Below are 16,283 nucleotides of genomic sequence, written 5' to 3'. Positions count from 1 at the left end.
AGTAGTCACTGAAAACCCGCACTGCGCTGGGCATCTGTGCGGGCCCGGGCGTCGCGCGAGGGTGCTAGGGTCACGCCATGCCACGTAGGGACACGGCGTCACGGGTGATCGCTGCGCCACCCGATCGCGTCTGGGCCGCACTCGTCGATCGCGAGGCGCTCCTGGCATGGCTCCCTCCCGCCGGGATGACTGGCAGGTTCGAGCGCTTCGATGCCCGGCCGGGCGGGTCGTACCGGTTGGTGCTCACCTATACCGACGCGTCCGGCGCGCCCGGCAAGACGACCGGGAATGCCGACATCGTAGAGGCTCGCTACGTCGATATCGTCCCCTGCGTGCGCATCGTGCACGCGGTGGACTTCGTCTCCGACGATGCTGCCTACGCCGGCACGATGACCATGGTCTGGGAAGTCACCGCTGCCGAAGCGGGGACACGCGTCGACATTTTCGCAGAGGACGTCCCGGACGGCATCTCCGCGAAGGACCATGCTGCGGGGCTCGCCTCTTCCCTGGCGAACCTGGCCGCCTACGTGGAGCAGCAGCCCAAGCTGAGGCCGGTCAGGCACTGTTCGCCGGTGAAGCCCGGCAAAGCACGCGCCAGCACCACAGGCTCAACCCCGCGCAGCTCGGCGAGCGCCCGCCGCCCGGCCTTGGGCGGTCAGCTCCCCGGCCAGCGGCACGGTCCGTGACGCCCCTGCTGCCACAGCTCTGCCCGCCTGCGCAGCCGGGGCAGACATCCGCACCCGCGGGCGCTGACGCACCGCTGGGCCGTGGGGTGTGACCGCTCGACCCTCACCGCAGACACCACTGCTGCTCACCGCCCGTCGTGTCGCCGTGTTGCCCCGCCCTACAACTCGAATTCCAGGTCGAGGAGGTCGGTGAGTTCTACCTCGAGGCCGTGGGCGCGGCGGCCGTTGTCGCGGAAGTAGACCTCGCCCAGGGCCTCGGCCGCGACCTGGCGGAGCTGAGCCTCGGTGGCGCCGCCCTCGTGAGCCGCAAAGAGACGGGCGGCCTGGTGGGGCGGCAGCGCGAGGGTCAGATGACGCACGCGGGCGTCGTCGGTACTGCCCGGGGCAGCGGTGTAGCCGAACCGGGCCTGAACATCGATCATGATGCCGCCGGTGGTGGCCGCGGTGTGCTTCGCCTTGGCCCGGATCTGCGGCTGCCAGCGTGTGCGGACCTCGTGCTCCAGCCGGTCGGCCAGCTCCGGCCGGGGGTTTCTGATCTGGTTCTTCACATACCGCTCGACGGTGCGCTGGCTGATGCCGAGCAACTCGGCCACGCGCCGGGTGCTGCGCTGGTGCGCTCGGACCAGGTAACGCATCCGCGCCCCGGCGGACTTGGGGATGGGCCGGGTGAAGGTCCCCTGCACCGCCTTGTCGAGCCCTTCCCCGACCGTGACCATCGCCGTACCTCTCCTACTCTCCGGTGTCCATGGCGGTGACCTCGCCGGTCTTGATGTAGCGGGCGAGGTTGGCGACCTTGCCGTCGGCGCTGAGCTGTTCGAGGACGTCCGCGCCCCACAGCACGCTCTGGCTGCCCTCGTGCTTGACCATCCCCGGGGAGACACCGAGCCGGAACGAGCCCGGCACGGTCTTGCCGTCGCTGTCGTAGGGCAGGACGTCCAACGGGCTGGGTCCGTCGGCGGCGTACACGGCGCAGTCGGACAGGACCGCGACCGGATACTGCCCGGTGGCCGCCGCCAGATGCAGCATCTTGCGGTGCATGTTGATCCGGGCACGTGAGATCACGATGGCGCGGATGTCGGGGCGCCAGGTCGGGCGGGCGAGCGCGGGCCACGTCCGCCCGGGCTTCCAGCCGCCGCCGCGCGCCTTCTCCCGCAGCTTGCCGATGCCGCCCTTGACGGTCATCTTGACCGCGTCCACGACGATCCCCAGTTCCGGGTCCCGACTCTTGTAACCGTCCATCGCCTTCAGGAACTCGGCCGGGGGCAGCTTCTCCGCGACGCCGAGGTCCGCCATGGTCGCGACGTAGGCGTCGCGCAGCCGCTTGTACCAGCCGTCCAGGAACCGGCCGCTCTCCGGGCGTACCCAGGCCTCCAGCGGGGCGACGTCGTAACCGAGTTCCACGGCGTAGGCGACCGTCGGGGTGGCGTACCAGGCCGGCCCCTCGGGGCGTTCCCCGGTGGGCGTGAACGGACCGGGCAGCAGGTCGCCGTCCAGCCGGCGCCACTGCTTGCCGACCTTCACCCGGGACAGGTCGACGTGGGAGAGGTCGACCAGCCAGGAGCCGGGCACCGCTGGGTCGAAAACCGGGTTGGTGACGTGCTCGGGCGGCGATGCCAGGCCGACGACCGCGCCGTTGGCGGCCGCGCCGAACGCCAGGTTCACGTCGAGGCCGACCAGGTAGCGCTTCATGCACTCGTCATCGGTCAGGTCCCGCGCCCAGTCGTAGGCCTCCTCGAACAGCCTCTCGCCGGGGCCGCGTACGTGGAAGCGGGGCAGGTGGGCCAGGACGGGGTGGCCGTCGGTCGCCTCGCACGGCGCCGGGTCCATCGGCTCCACACCCAGCGAACCGGGCCGGTGCTCGCGGTGCCGCCGGCCGTCCTGGTCCGGCTCGCTCGCGCGGGTCGGCGGGCTGAGCGCGGTCATCAGGTGCAGCCCCGTCACCGCGGTGGAACCCACCGGCGTCACCACTCGGGTCGCGTACACACCCAGCACCCGGGCGAGTTCCGCCGGCTCCAACTGCGCGGCATGGCCCCACGCGCGGTCTTCCAGAGCGCGCCACGAGGGGATGCACAGCTGCACACACTGCCGGCGGCCCCCCTGGGCGGGGCGGTAGATCCGTGCCCACGGCCCCAGCCCCCGCTTGGTGAGCTGCCACTGCGCACGCTGAAGCTGCCTGATGACCTTGTGGCCTTCCGGAAGCCGCCCGGCGAGCCGCTCGGACTCCGACAACTGCCCGGGCATTCCGTAGCGTTCGCACGCGGCCTCGGTGAGCACCAGCAGCGGGTCGGCGTCCTTGCCCGAACCGTGCAGCTTCTCCGCCCCGAGCCGCGCCTCGGCCAACGTCCACTCGATCAGGGCGGGCAGCGACTTCGCGGGCACGTCCAGGATCAGGCCGCCGACGCCGTAACCGGTCACCTGCTTCTCGGTGTCGGCGTCGAGGACGAGCAGCGGACCGTGCGCGTACGCGCCGCCGGGCGCGGGCGTCCTCGCCGGGGCCGGGGCGGCCTCCTTGGCACCCGGACGGCGCGAGCCTTGCGACGCCCGCTCCGCACGCGGACGTGCCCGAACTGGGGCCGGGGGAGCCGACGGAGATTCTTCTGCCCCGCCCGCGGGCTGCCCCGGCGCTGAGGGTGCCGCAGCGGTCGACGCCTGCGGCACCGCGGTGTCCTCCTGAGAGGCATCGGTTGTCCCGGGGACGGGGTAGAGCTTGGCGAGTTGCTTGAGCAGGCGCGCGTACGCCTCCCGCTCCGGCGGCCGCGGTTCGGTCTTGCCCGACTCCCAGCCGCCGACGGTCGCCCGTCGCACATCCAGAGCGGCGGCCACTTCGTCCAGAGTGAGCGCGTGAGCCTGGCGCAGCCGCCTGCGCTCGGCCGGTGGCGGCAGTGGGGACCGGGACGCGACCAGCGCGTCGACCGCGTCGAACAACTCGGACATGGGGCACCTCCGGTCCTCACTCTACTCCATGAACCCGACCATTCACGCCCTTTTCGCGTACATTTTGCGTACCAACCGCGTTCGGGACGGCAACTTCCCCCACGCCTGGCTGCCGCCCGGGGGCCCCAGCGTCGGAGTTGGCCAAGGAGCGCACGTGTCTGACCGCCCGGCCGATCCCTCGGGCATCGACACCGGCCGCGCACTCACAGGCCCCTTCGCATGAGAATGCACATCGTCTCGTGGCGACGGATCAACCCGTCAGCTCCTTCCTCGTCCCAGGCATCGGGCTCGCGACCGTACGCGACGTAGCCCAGGCGCTCGTACAGGGCGCGAGCCCGAGGGTTGTTCTCCTCTACGGCGAGTTCGGCCCTGTGCAGGCCGCGGTTCCTGATCCTCTGCTCGGCCGCTCGCACCAGCAGCGTTCCCAGGCCGAGGGACTGGAGTGCCGGGAGCACGGCGAGCTGCCACAAGGTTCCGGCTCCCTCGGAGACCTGATAGTCGACACCGCCGATCGCCACCGGCAGATCCACGGAGGTGCATACAGCCAGGTAGTCCACCTCGCCGGCCGCAGCACGGGCCAATTCCCGCTCCACATGGCGTAGGTGGGTGGCCGAGCCCGACCAGGAGCATGCCGGCAGGTCCCGGGGCAGCAGGTCACGCACGCGGACGGGTACGACCACGGTGGCATCGGTGGATTCGTGTGCAGTGATCACGGCCGTGAGCATGCCGACCGACGTGATGCCACGGCAATGCATTTCTCCCACCGGGACCAAGAGCCGGCCGCCGACAGTTCCAGGCAGGGGGAGTCCGGCGATGACCGCGTCGCGGTCTCGGTCGATTCCTGCCGCGAAAGTGTGGAGGCTGGGCAGGTCGTCCTGGCGGACGGCGTCGAACGAGGTCAGTGGCCGCCGCTCGGAGGCTCGCAGTCAGTGCCGTCGGGGTAGCCGCCGAAGGCATCCGCCTTGGTGGAGTCACTGCTCATCGTGCCTTCCACACACCAAGGAGAGACACCGATGTCGATGAGGAAGCCGACCCCTCCGGACCCGTCCTGGTGTGCCTGCACCTTCCCGGCGGAGTAGCCGAGGCCGGTAAGTGCGTCGCGGACGTTGTCCGGGCTGAAGTCGCCCCGCCGGCGCAGCGGTTCGAGTGCGCTCTTGACGCGTCCGACGGCGGTGAGTCCGTCGCAGCGGCTCTTGCCGTGGAGCGCGATGGGCACGTCAAAGCCGTGGTTTTCGGCGTAGTGGTCGGTCGGCGGCACGGTTGAGCTGGGGGTAGTGGCGGCCGTGGATGCCGTCGGCTCGGGGCTCTCGCCGGGGCAGGGGAAGTCCGCTGGTGTACTCGGCGTCGATATACCGGTCGGCGTTGGATGCGAACGCCGGTACGAGTCGGCGGTCCCTTCTGCCCGCTGGGTTCCGCACCCCGCCGCCAGCAGGACCATCAGCGTCAACGGCAGCAACCCGAGCCGGGCTCTCGTCTTCCTCAGCGTCGTCATCCCCCGATCCTGCCCAACAGTTCGGTGGGCGTCATGAGTACTTCTACTCATCGGCCACGACACCTTGATCCGCACGCGGCGTCCTGCCGGTGGCCCCGGACGTCGGCGCCGCCCTGTCGGAAGGTGTGGGCCAGGCCGGTGTGGTCGGGGTGGCCGTGGGTCAGGAGTACGGCGCGGACGTCGGTCACGGAGCGGCCGGAGTCGGCCAGGTGCTCGCGCAGCTGCCCGACGTGGGCCGGCCGTCCGGCATCGACCAACTCAAGGGCACCGCCGTGGTTGGTTCAGGAGTATCGGTGGGGGAGATGGAGAAGGAACACGCGGATGGCCTCGTTGATGTCAGGAAGCCTGCCGGCGACCTCGTGGACCACGGGCTTGGAGACGGTGACGCACCAGAATTCGGTCTTCCGCTGCGTGAAGCCGGAGCGGAAGGCGGACACGTTCAGGACCCCGACAGGGAGCCCGTGGTCGTCGGGGGCCTCCTTGAGACCGTCATCCCAGTACACGTCGAAGTAGTCGTTCCGGTCCGCCCGCTCGTGGAGGGAGAGTTTGCGGAGCTTCAACGCTGTCCTGAGGCGTGGTTCCATACCGTCCAGGTAGCCCATGCCGGCCTTCACTCCCGTCTGTGGCGACAGCGCGAGCGCAGCCGATCTGCGCCCGACGACCGCGGTGCCAAGCCTATTTCCCACCCCTCTGCCAGCGGGCTACTTCACAGGATCTGCCCGGGCGCCCCGACGAGGCGGATCGACGCTGAAACGGGTGCTTTCCGTAGTCGGCGCATCGGAGCAGGTCAGGGTCAGAACGAGCAAAGGCCGTCCATTTCGGAGCTCAGGCGAGGTGCCCTACCAAGCGCCGGCGTGCCCCTCGTACGCCTGGGCGCAGTCCTGTCCAGCTCGGGTGGATCCCGCGAGGAAGTAGGCCGTGGTCGTGACGATCGCGTTCTTGCGCGACCTCACCCCACTTCGGGGCGACGTGCATCTGCGGTTCGCGCTGCACGTCGCCCTGACCCACCTCGGGATCGCCCTCGCTGAGGACGCTGACGGACTCAACGCCTGGATCCACGACTCCGGGCAGTCCTGGGCGGTGCTCTCTGCTGTCGCCGGCGGTCGGACGATCCCCCTCCAGGGCGGCCCCCGGCGGCTGGCCGACGAGTTGGAGGCAGCCTGGGACATGTGGCTGGAGCTGGGCGGCCCTGACCCGTACGACTTCGGGATGACCGTCACGGACAGCGGCACCACCCAGTACGCATGGGCCGAGGACCCCACGAGTGCACTCCGCTGGTCGCTCACCTGAACTGACGGCAACCCCTTCCTCAGCCGTCCAGCGGCTCGTGGGCGGGGCCGCCCGGCGCCGAGACCGGCCGCCGGCGATGCCACTGCGCACCGCTGGCTGTTCCCGCCGGCTCCTGCGTTCGGCCCGGCCCGGTGCGGCCGCTGCTCCTGGCCGGCGCAAGCCGCACTCCGGGCAGCACCCGGTCGGCGCCGCCTGGCCGCGACGGGCCGTTCTGCCGTCCGCGCCCGGACGGCCGGCCGCACCGCGAGCCCGTTGCGCGGAGCCGAGCGGGTGATGCGGTGTGTCAGTTGTCGGACTCCGGCGACGGGAGGTAGGCGCCGGGTACGTCGCTGGGGCTGTGGATCTCGCTTTCGCCGGGGTACGGGCGCGTCCAGTTGTGGGTCTGGTACCAGGTGAGGTGGTTCATCTGGGCCGGGTTGGCGTAGTCGGGGATGGCGTGGGGGCCGGTCAGATGCTGCTTGGACTTCCAGGCGTCCCACGCTGCGGCGAGGGACTTCTTGTCCGCCGGTGTCTTCGCCGCCGGTACGGCCGCTGCCTTGGGGTCCTGTGCGGCGGGGGAGTCCACGCCGCAGGACGGCGGGGTCTTCAGGCCGTCGGTCAGTGAGGTGCGGTTGGGCAGGGCGGTGAACGGCGTGTCGTCGGCGTGGCGGGTGAACGCGTCCCGCATGGGGGTGGCCGCGCTGTCCTTCTGGTTCATCGGGTGGATCCCGAGGATCTGCTCGATGGTGCGGATCATCGTGATCTGCGAGTAGTAGTGGCTGTCGACGGTGTTGTGCCGGGCCCAGGGGCTGATGATCTGGACCGGGGCGCGGTGGCCGTCGACGTGATCCAGGCCGGCCTGGGAGTCGTCCTCGACGACGAAGATCGCCGAGTCCTTCCAGTACTTGCTGTGCGAGATCCTGTCGATGATCTTGCCGGTGGCGAGGTCGTTGTCGGCGACCTGGGCGGCCGGGCTCGCCGGGCCGCCGGTGTGGTCGCTGGAGAGCCAGAACATGTTCAGGTTCGCCGGGCCGTTCTTCTCGAAGTCCTGCTTCCAGATCTCGTACCGGTACAGGTCCGGGACGCTGGTGTCGAACTTCGGGAAGCCGGGCACCGACACGCTGTTGAGCGACGGGATCGGTGATGAGGAGTTCAGGGGGTAGGCGGTGGCCTGGCCGGTCGTGTCCATGTTCCTGGCGTCGCAGTACAGGTTCTGCCAGCTGGCGCCGGACGGCTTGGTCAGGAACTGCTGGAACTCGCCGAAGTTCCGCACGCTCTTGCCGGCCGCCTGCGCGCCCGTCCAGAGGAAGCCGGTCTTCTGGTGGCCGAGGGCGTCGTCCTCGGTGTCGTAGCTGCGCTTGTACTCGCCGGCCGAGGACTCGGTGTACTCCGGGTTGTCGGCCTGCATCAGCCAGTTGTGGCCCTCGGCGGAGTTGGTGCCGATGTCGTAGGTGTTGTCGTACAGCCCGAACTGCTCGGCCAGTGCGTGCTGGTTCGGCGTCACGTTCTCGCCGAACTGCGTCAGTGACGGGTCGCCGTTGCCCTGGGGGATGTCACCGAGGACCTGGTCGTAGGTGCGGTTCTCCTTGACGATCAGGAAGACGTGTTTGATCGTCGACGGGTCGCCGATCCGCGCCGGGACCGGCTGCGGCCTGGCGTGGCGGTGGCCCTCGGCCAGCGGGACGGAGGCGGCCCTCCAGCCGTTCTGCCGGAAGACCTTGGCGGTCCGGGAGCGGATGACACGGTCGCTGGGAAGGGTGAACTGCGTCAGGCTGGAGGTCGTGTCGTGGGTGCCGTGGCCGGCGCTGTCGGGGCGGCGCGCGTCGATGCCGCGGGTGTGGGAGACGACGACCTTCTTGCCCGCGGTGGCGATCTCGGCGGGGAAGTAGTCCGTCGGGAGGAGGCCGATGTAGCTGACCGGCTCCTGCGGGGAGGTGTAGCGGTAGACGGCGACGGCGTTGGCGCGGCCGAGCGTCACCAGCAGGTGGCCGTCGTCGGTGAGGGTCACGGCGTCGGGCTCGTAGCCGACGGATGCCTCCGGCCACGGCTGGGTGGAGATGGTCTGTACGACCTTGTCGTTGGCGGTGTTGATGACCGACACGTTGTTGTCGGCGGTGTTGGTGACGAACACCGCGCCGCGCCGGGCGTACACGGCGGTCGGGTGCAGGCCGACGTCGATGGTGGCGACGGCGGCGGACGGTTCGGCCAGGTCGATGACGCTGACCGTGCCCGTGGTGGTGGCGCCGGTCTCGGGGTCGGCCGGCACCTGGGTGCCGTAGGAGTTGAGCGTGGAGTCCCCGGCCCTCGCGGGCCGTCCGCCCTCGTTGCTGACGTAGAGCCTGTCACCGACCCGGGCCATGCCGCGCGGGGCGTTGCCCACCGCCCAGCTCCGGGTGACGGCCCCGGTCGCCACGTCGATCGCCACCACCCGGTTCTGCCCGTTGACCGCGGCGTACACGGTGGACCCGTCGGCGGAGAACACCGCCGCGGCGACCAGTGCCTGCTTGCCGCCGTCGGCCGGGACCTTGACGGTCACCGGGTCGGCGAGGGTGCCGTCCGCGTTCACGGTGAACCTGGTGTAGCCGTCGGCCTGGCCCAGCCACAGCTGCTTGCCGTCGGGTGAGTACGTCGGGCCTTCCTGGCCGACGGATCCGCTGCTGATGCGCAGGTCGTCGGCGGCACTGGTGCCGACACGCTGCTTGACCTGCCCGGTCGTGAGGTCCATGACGATCAGCGTGGCGTCGCCGTCGGTGACCGCGGCGGCGAGGTGGTTGCCGTCCGGGCTGACCGCCGACGACATGATCTTGCCGTCGTCGATGACGAGGCGGTCGCCGTAGGGGGCGATGTACTGGTCGGCGGAGACGACCTGGCCGCTGTCCGTGACCTGGCCGACCTGGGCGGTGCCGAACTGGCGGGTCTCGGCGACGGCGGTGCCGGTGGCCAGGGCGGCCGTGGTGATGCATGCCGTGACCAGCGTGGCCCGGTGGCTGACACGTCTGCCCAGCAGGTCGTGGTACTTCTTCTCGGCCTGCCGACGGCGGCGTGCTATCTGCATGACCTCATTCCTTCGGTGATTCGGAGAGTTCGGGGGGTGGCCGGAGAGGAAGAGTTCAGGGAGCCGGGGAGTCCGGGGAGGTGGCGAGCAGGTCGATGCCGCCGTCGAACTGCCACAGCGGGTTCGGTGCGTCTCCGGTCGGGGTCCGCACCAGGAAGTAGCCGTTCACCTCCTTCGGCCCGTCGCCGTCGGCGACGAACCGCCCGTCTGCGGTGATGTCGAGCTGGTAGACGGCCGACCCGGTGGCCGCGACGCCCGGCAGATGCCAGGAGACGACACACCGCCAGTCGTTGCCCGGGCCCTGGTCACGGTCCTGGACACCGGCCTTCGTGCACGCCGCCGAAGCCCTCAACTGCGCCTCGGTGACGGCGGGTCGGTGAAGCTGGTCGGTCTGTACGCGGTACAGGTGAGCGAACTCGGTGGCGAGCGAGTGCTGCACCTTGGCCTGCTCGATCCCGGAGCCGGTGGCCGTGGTCGTCGCCGCCACGACCGCGACCGTCACGCCGAGCAGTCCCGCGAGCGGCAGGGCGGCCGTGGTGACCGCGCGGCGCGCCGAGCCGTCGTCGGTGGGGTTGGTGAAATCACGCCGCAGGAAGAGGACTCGGGCCAGCGCCGTCGCCGCCACGGCCCACAGGAGACTGACAGCGATGCCGATGAGGAGCGGGGTGACCTGCGCCGGGCTGGTGAACAGGCCGTTCCAGGTGAGGAAGGCGTCGCCGGGCAGGGCGAGACGTGCGGCGACGGGGAGCGGCAGCATCTGGGCGAGCTGCATCGCCGGCGCGATGACCGCGGGCAGCAGCAGACCCATCGGGGAGCGCCCGAGTACGACCGACCCGAGGAGTCCGATCGAGGCAAGGGCCAGGGTCGGGGCGAGCACACAGGCCCAGGCGAGCAGGACCGTGCCGGCGGCGTCCCCCGGCGCGAGCAGATGGCCGTCGAGGCCGACCAGCGGCCGGTTGCCGACGGCCACCAGGCCGCCGACCGTGCCGGAGACGGCCAGCCCGGCCACGAGCAGCAGGATGACGGTGAGGCCGGCCAGCACCTTCGCCGCGAAGATCCGCCGGGGCGAACGGACGGCGACGAGAAGGTGCCGCCACGTGCCGAGCCGGTCCTCGGAGGCGAACACGTCGCCGGCGACGACGGCGGTGAGCAGCGGAAGCGCCCAGGTGCCGGCGAAACCTAGCGTCACCAGCGGCCCGGCCCACCCGGTGGCGTGCATCCAGCGGCCGAACAGGGTGTCCGTGGGCAGCGTGCTCTGCGCGCTCACCCCGGCCACGAAGAACGCCGGCGCGAGCCAGCAGGCGAGGAGCAGGAGGCGGATCCGCCACTGGGAGAGGAGCTTGACGATCTCGAAGCGGTAGCTGCGGGCGACCGTGACGCGGCCCGATGCGGACGTGTCCGCTTGAGCAGGTGGCACGGAGGTCGGGGCGGGAGTTGTGGTTGCGGTCATCGACCGGCCTCCTGACGCTGGGCTTCGCTCTCCCGCTGCCCGGTCAGAGCCAGGAACGCCGCCTCCAACGGAGACACGAGCGGGGTGAGTTCGCGAAGCGCGATGCCCTCGTGGACGAGCCGCACCACCAAGGCGTCGACGGCGGGCACCGACGCGCGCACCACGAGGACCTCCCCGCCCTGGCGTCCCGCTCCGCCGTCGACCGCGCGGACTCCCGGTGTGTCGGCGGCCAGCCGACGTGCGCGCTGCGGGTCGGACGTCGTCAGCCGGTAGTCGAGTTCACGGTTCTCGGTGGCCAGTTCGCCCAGCGGCCCTGAGAAGACGGTCCGCCCGGTCGCGAGGATGGTGACTTCGGAACACAGGGCCTCCAGGTCGTCCATGCGGTGGCTGGAGATCACGACGCTCGTTCCCTGCCGCGCGAGCCGGGTGAGAACACCGTGGACATGCTTCTTTCCCGCCGGGTCCAATCCGTTGGAGGGCTCGTCCAGGACGAGCAGCCGCGGCTCGGTGAGCAGGGCCGCGGCGAGGCCGAGCCGTTGGCGCATACCCAGGGAGAAGCCGCGGGTGCGGTCGTCGGCGACGTCCGTGAGCCCCACCTGTCGGAGTGCGTCGTCGATCGCGCCCGACCGTGTGTCCTCACCCCGCAGAGCGGCGAGCGCGGCGAGGTTCTGCCGGGCGGTGAGCGAGGGGTACAGCCCCGGCCCGTCCACGAAACCGGCGACACCGCCGGGCGCTTCGACGGCCCGGCCCACCGGCGTGCCGAGGATCTCCAGACTTCCGCTGTCGGCCACGGCCAGGCCGAGCAGGAGGCCGAGCAGCGTCGTCTTGCCGGCGCCGTTCGGGCCGACCAAGCCGTGGATCTGTCCCTGCGTCACATCCAGGTCGACGCCGTCGAGCGCGACGACATCACCGAAGCACTTGGTGATGCCGCGAGCCCGGATCGCGAGCGGTGAGCCCATGAGCCCCTTCTTTCGGAAAGTCTTAGGGACCATAGGAAGCACACACGACACTGGCAGGGATGACCGGTTGAACGCTCAGCGAACGGAATCCCAAACGCGAGTCAACCGGCGTCCGCCGCGCCGCTGGTCGTCCTGCCCGCGGTCTGACGGGACGCCGGCGCAGAGGAAACAGATCTGGTCCCACAGTGCCCGGATCCTGCGGTGGCGGCGGAATTGCCCGCAGGGGCCCTCGCTCTTGCCGGACGCGTACGACCGCGAGCGGGCCGTCTCGTCCGGATCACGTCCCGGACCGGCCGAAGACGCCGGCGAGGGGGCGCCCCGGTCGTGCGGAGCTTGTCGGCACTGAGTGGTCCGGGCAGACAAAGGTGGTGAGAGGCCGGACACTGCGGGTACCCGTCGCCTTGGCACAACGCACGCAAGCTCTCAGGAGGTACCCATGGGCAAGCTGGGCGACATGGCGAACAAGGCCAAGGAGATGGCGAAGAGCCACCCGGACCAGGCCGACAAGGGCGTCACGGGCGCTGAGCGCATGGTCGACGAGCGTACGGGCAACAAGTACGACGCCCAGACCGACAAGGCTGCCGACGCGGTGCGCCGTTCCTACGAGGGCGACGGGACGACGGAGCGGTAGTCACGAGCGCTCAAGGTTCGATCCGGGTCCCCGGCGCCACGCGCCGGGGACCCGCTCTGTCCCCGACTCACCGCACGCCACGGCCCGGTCGAATGGCAGGACGAGCGGAGCGGCGCCACTCGAGTGCGGCCCCGTCGGACTGTGGCTCGGGCCGGCCGGTGGAGGCGAGGGGGCGTTGCAGGTGCCAGATGTGGCCCACACCGTCCAACGGCCGGCCGGTGCCGTACGCACGCTGGTAGGCGGCCGTCACCGCATCCACCGAGGCGTGGCGGCGGGCTCGGCCCGTGCGGCGGGCTGCGCAGGTGCCGAGACAGGCGAAGCAGGTGAGGATGCCACCCGGAAGCAGCAACGTTGTGGTTGGTCGCGTGCCGATCGCGACGGGCCGTCAGCTGATCCGTGCGGCCAGGGCGACGATGATGCCCGCGGGGCCCCGGAGGTAGCACAGCCGGTAACTGTCCTCGTACTGTGCCACCACGCGGGGGTGTGGTACTTCGTCAGCTTCAGCTTGCTGTGGCCGTCCGGGGTCCGCATCATCGCGATGACGCTGCGGACGCCGTCGAGTCCGACGGTGCGGTCCGCGAAGAGGCCTCGATCTGTGCCGTGCCTTCCAGCTCCAGGCCGAGTTCGGTGAAGAAGGCGATGGCGGCTTCCAGGTCATCGACGCCGACGCCGACGTTGTCCATCCGCTGGAGCGTCATGTGGTTCTTCTTCTCCGTCGCGCCGGCCGTCGTGGCCACTGGTACCCCTAGGACGGAGCCGGCGCCACATTCTCGACACCCGCACACGAGCTGAGTTCGCAGGACCCGCTCGTATGCGGGTGTCGAGGGGCCACCCGAGTGAGGCACCCTGGCTTCGGCTCCGCGCCCCGCCCCGCGGGCCGCGCGGAGTTGTCCGTACCGGCTCGGGCGAAGATCACATCAGTCCGTGAAGCCCTCCGCCCCCGGCACCGGGAACGAGAGGGCCTGTCCCTCCCCGGCCGCGAGTACCTGCTCCAGCAGTGCGCCGAGCTGGTCGAGTTGCGACTTCGTGAGGGGGGCGAGTGAGCGCTCCACCTCGGCGGCGACCCGGCGCTCGCCCTCCCGCCGGATCTCTTCACCGTGCTGGGTGAGGGCGTGCCGGACCGCCCGGCCGGGGCTCGGGACGCGTTCGATGAGGCCCCGGGCCGCCATCCGGGCGGCGAGGGTGCCGAACGCCTGGTCGGTCTGAAAGGTGAGCTGGGCCAGCTCGTGCAGCGAGGCGTCCGGGTGTGCGTGCAGATGGCGGAGGGTGTCCCACTGCGCGAGAGAGACGCCGAGCGGGGCGAGGGCGGAGGTCAGCGCGCGGTGGTGGCGGTTCTGGAGGCGCTTCACGGCGAGCGCGACCTGCTGCGGGGTTCGGGTCACAGATTCAGGCTAGCGCAAACTCAGGAAGCTGATCTAAGGTCGCTTATATAAGCATGTTGACATACGAGTCGAGATGTCGCCGCACCTGCCCGGGAGACCTCATGAACACCACCGCACCCGTCCCGTTCACCGTCGAGGAGACCGGCTCCGGCCGTCCCGTCCTGCTGCTGCACGGCGGCGCCGGGCCCGCCTCCATGCGGCCGTTCGCCGCCCTGCTGGCCGAACGCCACTCCGCCCGGGTGCTGCTCCCCACCCATCCCGGCTTCGACGGGACACCGCGCCCCACCGCCCTGGACGACATCCGTGCGCTGGCCGCCGCGTACACCGCACTGCTGGCTGAGCGCGGGCTGACCGGCGTCACCGTGGTGGGCAACTCGATCGGCGGCTGGATCGCCGCCGAGATGGGCCTGCTGGACGAGGTGCGGATCACTGCCTCCGTCATCCTCAACGGCGTCGGAATCACCGTGCCCGGCCACCCGCTCGCCGACTTCTTCGCCCTCCGCCCCGACGAGGTGGCCGCGCTCTCCTTCCACGACCCGGCCCGCTCCCCGCTCGCCGCCGCCGACCGGCTCACCGACGTTCAGCGTGCCGCGATGGCCGCCAACCGCGAGACGCTGTCGGCGTACGCGGGCCGGGAGATGGCCGACACGACGCTGGCCGGGCGGCTGGCGGCGACGCGCGTGCCCACCCTGGTGGCATGGGGCACCGCCGACCGGATCGCACCGCCGGCTTACGGCGAGGCGTACGCCGCCGCCATCCCCGGCGCCGTGTTCCGGCCGCTGGCCGGCACCGGGCACCTCCCGCAACTGGAGACGCCGGAGACGGTGCTCGCAGCCGTCGCGGAGTTCACCACGCCTTGGTCGAGGATGCCGAGGGCCGTGTCGGGCCGGCAGTGAGCACAGGGCAGTACCTGCCGGCGCGGCGCGTCGATCCCCCGCCAGGCCTGCCCCGGCCGAGGTCGCCGTACCCGGTGGCTCTGTCACCGCCCCCGGACGGGACCTCCTGGCTGGCCTTCCCGTCGGGAGCGGCTTGCTCAAGGCCGGTGGTCGTGCGCGCAGGGACACGACGGCCGGTGACAGATAACGATCTCGGCGCACACCTTGCGTAATATGAATGCCCCTCTAGCCTCCGACCATGGCTTTTCTATCGCGTCGCCGTCGAGGGGCACGCCTGGCGCCGGAACTCGGCGACCAGGACCTGGGCAGGCTGCTGAAGTCCCTGCTGGCGACCACGAGGACCGGAACGATCGCGACGACGGACCTGTGCACCGCGCAACTGTCCCGGCTGCTGAGCCAGGAGCCCGGCGACTGGGACCGCCGGTCGCACCGCATCGGTGTGCTGGCCGGCTTCCTCGCCGGATCGCATCTGGCGCGGTCCTGGGCCACGCGCGAGCCGCGCGACGCGAACGCACTCGTCCTGCACGCCTGGACCGAGGTCGCCCACGCCCGCAGGCAAGGGGGCCTGCAGGACGCGGCCGGCACCGTGGACAGCTGTCTGCGGGCCGCCGAACTCGCACCGGAGGACCCCACCCCCTGGGTCGCTCTCCTGGCGGTGGCACGCGTGGAACGCTGGGCGCAGCCCCGGGTGTTCGGGGTGTGGAACGAGGTGCTCGCGCGTGACCGCTGGAACCGTGAGGCCTACCTGGGCATGCTGGGCTACCTGAGCCCGGAGGAGGCCGGATCGCGCATCCAGGTCCTGGAGTTCGTCGACACCCTGCGGGCCCGCATGCCCGCGAACGCACCCTGCGCGGCGACGGAACTCACGGCCCAGGTCCAGCAGTACCACGCCGTGCTCGACCGGGGAGGGTTCGAGGCGCTGGTGGCGCGCAACCACTGGTCCCAGGCGATGGCGGCCCAGGCCCTCGACCGGGTCGCCCCCACCTGGGTACGGCCGGGATTCCTGAACCACGCCGCGGCCCTGGCCGATCTCAACACCCTCGCCTACGCGTTGCTGGCCGCCGACCGGCGGGCGGAGGCCCGTGCGGTCTTCGACGCGCTCGACGGCACCGTCACCGCCTGGCCCTGGCAGGCCGGCGGCGACCCGGTCCAGGAGTTCGAGCAAGCGCGCCGCAGAGCGACGGCCGGTATGTGACCCGCACCCGGTGCCCGGTTCCGCAACGCGTCGGTGAGCAGGGGGGCGAGATGGTCCGAGGCGTCGTCGAGCGCGGACCGCCCGGTGTCCGGCAGGCCGCTCGAACAACTGCCGTGCAACTGGTGACCCGGCAGCCATGACGGCCGCTGCCGCACTCGGCGCCGCCGACCCGGCCGGGGCAGGGGTCGCCGCGGTGTTCTTCCCCGAGTCGGTGCGGGTCGAGTGATGGTCGACCCCCCCCCGCCGGGTGGGGGGGGGGAGGGTGTTTAGTTAGGATAACGCCCCCCAGCCCCCCCCGATTACAACCAGAGGGGCCAGCAGGTTCCCACGTGCG

Annotated in this window: 15 protein-coding genes and 1 pseudogene; 5 read left to right on the top strand and 11 right to left on the bottom strand. The window is 71.1% G+C overall.

Annotated elements, in window-relative coordinates; all coding sequences use genetic code 11:
• Positions 1–104: 104 nt before the first annotated feature.
• Positions 105–686: an SRPBCC family protein gene (locus ACF1BE_RS13485; RefSeq protein ID WP_392199159.1), complete on the top strand. Its 582-nt coding sequence runs from the start codon at positions 105–107 to the stop codon at positions 684–686.
• A 158-nt stretch (positions 687–844) separates the two neighbouring features.
• On the opposite strand, the gene tpg is transcribed toward ACF1BE_RS13485, so the two are convergent.
• The 6 genes from tpg to ACF1BE_RS13455 all read right to left on the bottom strand — a co-directional run bounded on the left by tpg (position 845) and on the right by ACF1BE_RS13455 (position 5,714).
• Positions 845–1,402, bottom strand: coding sequence for a telomere-protecting terminal protein Tpg (gene tpg, locus ACF1BE_RS13480; RefSeq protein WP_392199158.1), 558 nt, complete (start codon positions 1,400–1,402; stop codon positions 845–847).
• Between the two features lie 13 nt (positions 1,403–1,415).
• On the bottom strand, positions 1,416–3,620 hold the full coding sequence (tap, locus tag ACF1BE_RS13475; protein WP_392199157.1) for a telomere-associated protein Tap: 2,205 nt from the start codon (positions 3,618–3,620) through the stop codon (positions 1,416–1,418).
• 203 nt (positions 3,621–3,823) lie between these two features.
• Positions 3,824–4,345: a GNAT family N-acetyltransferase gene (locus ACF1BE_RS13470; protein ID WP_392199156.1), complete on the bottom strand. Its 522-nt coding sequence runs from the start codon at positions 4,343–4,345 to the stop codon at positions 3,824–3,826.
• Positions 4,346–4,518: 173 nt separating this feature from the next.
• Positions 4,519–5,112, bottom strand: a complete 594-nt coding sequence (locus ACF1BE_RS13465) for a hypothetical protein (RefSeq protein ID WP_392199155.1) — start codon at positions 5,110–5,112, stop codon at positions 4,519–4,521.
• Between the two features lie 47 nt (positions 5,113–5,159).
• Positions 5,160–5,369 carry an MBL fold metallo-hydrolase gene (locus ACF1BE_RS13460; RefSeq protein ID WP_392199154.1) on the bottom strand — a complete coding sequence of 70 codons (210 nt, stop codon included), beginning with the start codon at positions 5,367–5,369 and terminating at the stop codon, positions 5,160–5,162.
• Between the two features lie 24 nt (positions 5,370–5,393).
• Positions 5,394–5,714 (bottom strand): hypothetical protein, encoded by a 321-nt coding sequence (locus tag ACF1BE_RS13455; RefSeq protein WP_392199153.1) that lies wholly within the window; start codon positions 5,712–5,714, stop codon positions 5,394–5,396.
• 322 nt (positions 5,715–6,036) lie between these two features.
• On the opposite strand from ACF1BE_RS13455, the gene ACF1BE_RS13450 reads away from it, so the two are divergent.
• Entirely contained in the window at positions 6,037–6,402 is a 366-nt protein-coding gene (locus tag ACF1BE_RS13450; protein ID WP_392199152.1) for a hypothetical protein, read from the top strand.
• Between the two features lie 283 nt (positions 6,403–6,685).
• Here ACF1BE_RS13450 and ACF1BE_RS13445 read toward each other — a convergent pair whose 3' ends face one another.
• From ACF1BE_RS13445 to ACF1BE_RS13435, 3 genes are read right to left on the bottom strand one after another with little or no spacing between them, the layout of a single operon-like run.
• Positions 6,686–9,436 (bottom strand): alkaline phosphatase family protein, encoded by a 2,751-nt coding sequence (locus tag ACF1BE_RS13445; RefSeq protein ID WP_392199151.1) that lies wholly within the window; start codon positions 9,434–9,436, stop codon positions 6,686–6,688.
• Between the two features lie 55 nt (positions 9,437–9,491).
• A complete protein-coding gene (locus ACF1BE_RS13440) occupies positions 9,492–10,886 on the bottom strand; it encodes an ABC transporter permease (protein ID WP_392199150.1) in 1,395 nt (464 codons plus the stop codon).
• The gene (locus ACF1BE_RS13435) at positions 10,883–11,845 is read right to left on the bottom strand and encodes an ABC transporter ATP-binding protein (RefSeq protein ID WP_392199149.1); all 963 of its coding nucleotides are present in this window, start codon (positions 11,843–11,845) and stop codon (positions 10,883–10,885) included. The genes ACF1BE_RS13440 and ACF1BE_RS13435 overlap by 4 nt, the downstream gene beginning before the upstream one ends.
• Positions 11,846–12,281: 436 nt before the next feature.
• Between ACF1BE_RS13435 and ACF1BE_RS13430 the strand changes: the two genes are divergently transcribed.
• Positions 12,282–12,476, top strand: a complete 195-nt coding sequence (locus ACF1BE_RS13430) for an antitoxin (protein WP_392199148.1) — start codon at positions 12,282–12,284, stop codon at positions 12,474–12,476.
• Between the two features lie 385 nt (positions 12,477–12,861).
• Here the strand turns inward: ACF1BE_RS13430 and ACF1BE_RS13425 are convergent.
• Both ACF1BE_RS13425 and ACF1BE_RS13420 read right to left on the bottom strand, forming a co-directional pair.
• Positions 12,862–13,174 (bottom strand): annotated as a pseudogene (locus ACF1BE_RS13425) (VOC family protein).
• 219 nt (positions 13,175–13,393) lie between these two features.
• Positions 13,394–13,858 (bottom strand): MarR family winged helix-turn-helix transcriptional regulator, encoded by a 465-nt coding sequence (locus ACF1BE_RS13420; RefSeq protein ID WP_392199147.1) that lies wholly within the window; start codon positions 13,856–13,858, stop codon positions 13,394–13,396.
• 101 nt (positions 13,859–13,959) lie between these two features.
• Here ACF1BE_RS13420 and ACF1BE_RS13415 point away from each other — a divergent pair, with 101 nt between their 5' ends.
• Both ACF1BE_RS13415 and ACF1BE_RS13410 read left to right on the top strand, forming a co-directional pair.
• Positions 13,960–14,754: an alpha/beta fold hydrolase gene (locus ACF1BE_RS13415; protein WP_392199146.1), complete on the top strand. Its 795-nt coding sequence runs from the start codon at positions 13,960–13,962 to the stop codon at positions 14,752–14,754.
• 238 nt (positions 14,755–14,992) lie between these two features.
• The gene (locus ACF1BE_RS13410; RefSeq protein ID WP_392199145.1) at positions 14,993–15,949 is read left to right on the top strand and encodes a hypothetical protein; all 957 of its coding nucleotides are present in this window, start codon (positions 14,993–14,995) and stop codon (positions 15,947–15,949) included.
• The last annotated feature ends 334 nt before the right edge of the window (positions 15,950–16,283 follow it).

It is taken from the genome of Streptomyces sp. NPDC014991, assembly GCF_043080665.1.
In the GTDB taxonomy this organism is placed as follows: domain Bacteria; phylum Actinomycetota; class Actinomycetes; order Streptomycetales; family Streptomycetaceae; genus Streptomyces.
This window is presented reverse-complemented; position numbering and strand designations above follow the sequence as displayed.

Coding starts and splice junctions, on each gene's coding strand:
- ACF1BE_RS13470 (WP_392199156.1), bottom strand. CDS start 4,345: ATGCTCACGGCCGTGATCACTGCACACGAATCCACCGATGCCACCGTG.
- ACF1BE_RS13415 (WP_392199146.1), top strand. CDS start 13,960: ATGAACACCACCGCACCCGTCCCGTTCACCGTCGAGGAGACCGGCTCC.
- ACF1BE_RS13440 (WP_392199150.1), bottom strand. CDS start 10,886: ATGACCGCAACCACAACTCCCGCCCCGACCTCCGTGCCACCTGCTCAA.
- ACF1BE_RS13455 (WP_392199153.1), bottom strand. CDS start 5,714: ATGGGCTACCTGGACGGTATGGAACCACGCCTCAGGACAGCGTTGAAG.
- ACF1BE_RS13430 (WP_392199148.1), top strand. CDS start 12,282: ATGGGCAAGCTGGGCGACATGGCGAACAAGGCCAAGGAGATGGCGAAG.
- ACF1BE_RS13445 (WP_392199151.1), bottom strand. CDS start 9,436: ATGCAGATAGCACGCCGCCGTCGGCAGGCCGAGAAGAAGTACCACGAC.
- ACF1BE_RS13465 (WP_392199155.1), bottom strand. CDS start 5,112: ATGACGACGCTGAGGAAGACGAGAGCCCGGCTCGGGTTGCTGCCGTTG.
- tpg (WP_392199158.1), bottom strand. CDS start 1,402: ATGGTCACGGTCGGGGAAGGGCTCGACAAGGCGGTGCAGGGGACCTTC.
- tap (WP_392199157.1), bottom strand. CDS start 3,620: ATGTCCGAGTTGTTCGACGCGGTCGACGCGCTGGTCGCGTCCCGGTCC.
- ACF1BE_RS13435 (WP_392199149.1), bottom strand. CDS start 11,845: ATGGGCTCACCGCTCGCGATCCGGGCTCGCGGCATCACCAAGTGCTTC.
- ACF1BE_RS13410 (WP_392199145.1), top strand. CDS start 14,993: ATGGCTTTTCTATCGCGTCGCCGTCGAGGGGCACGCCTGGCGCCGGAA.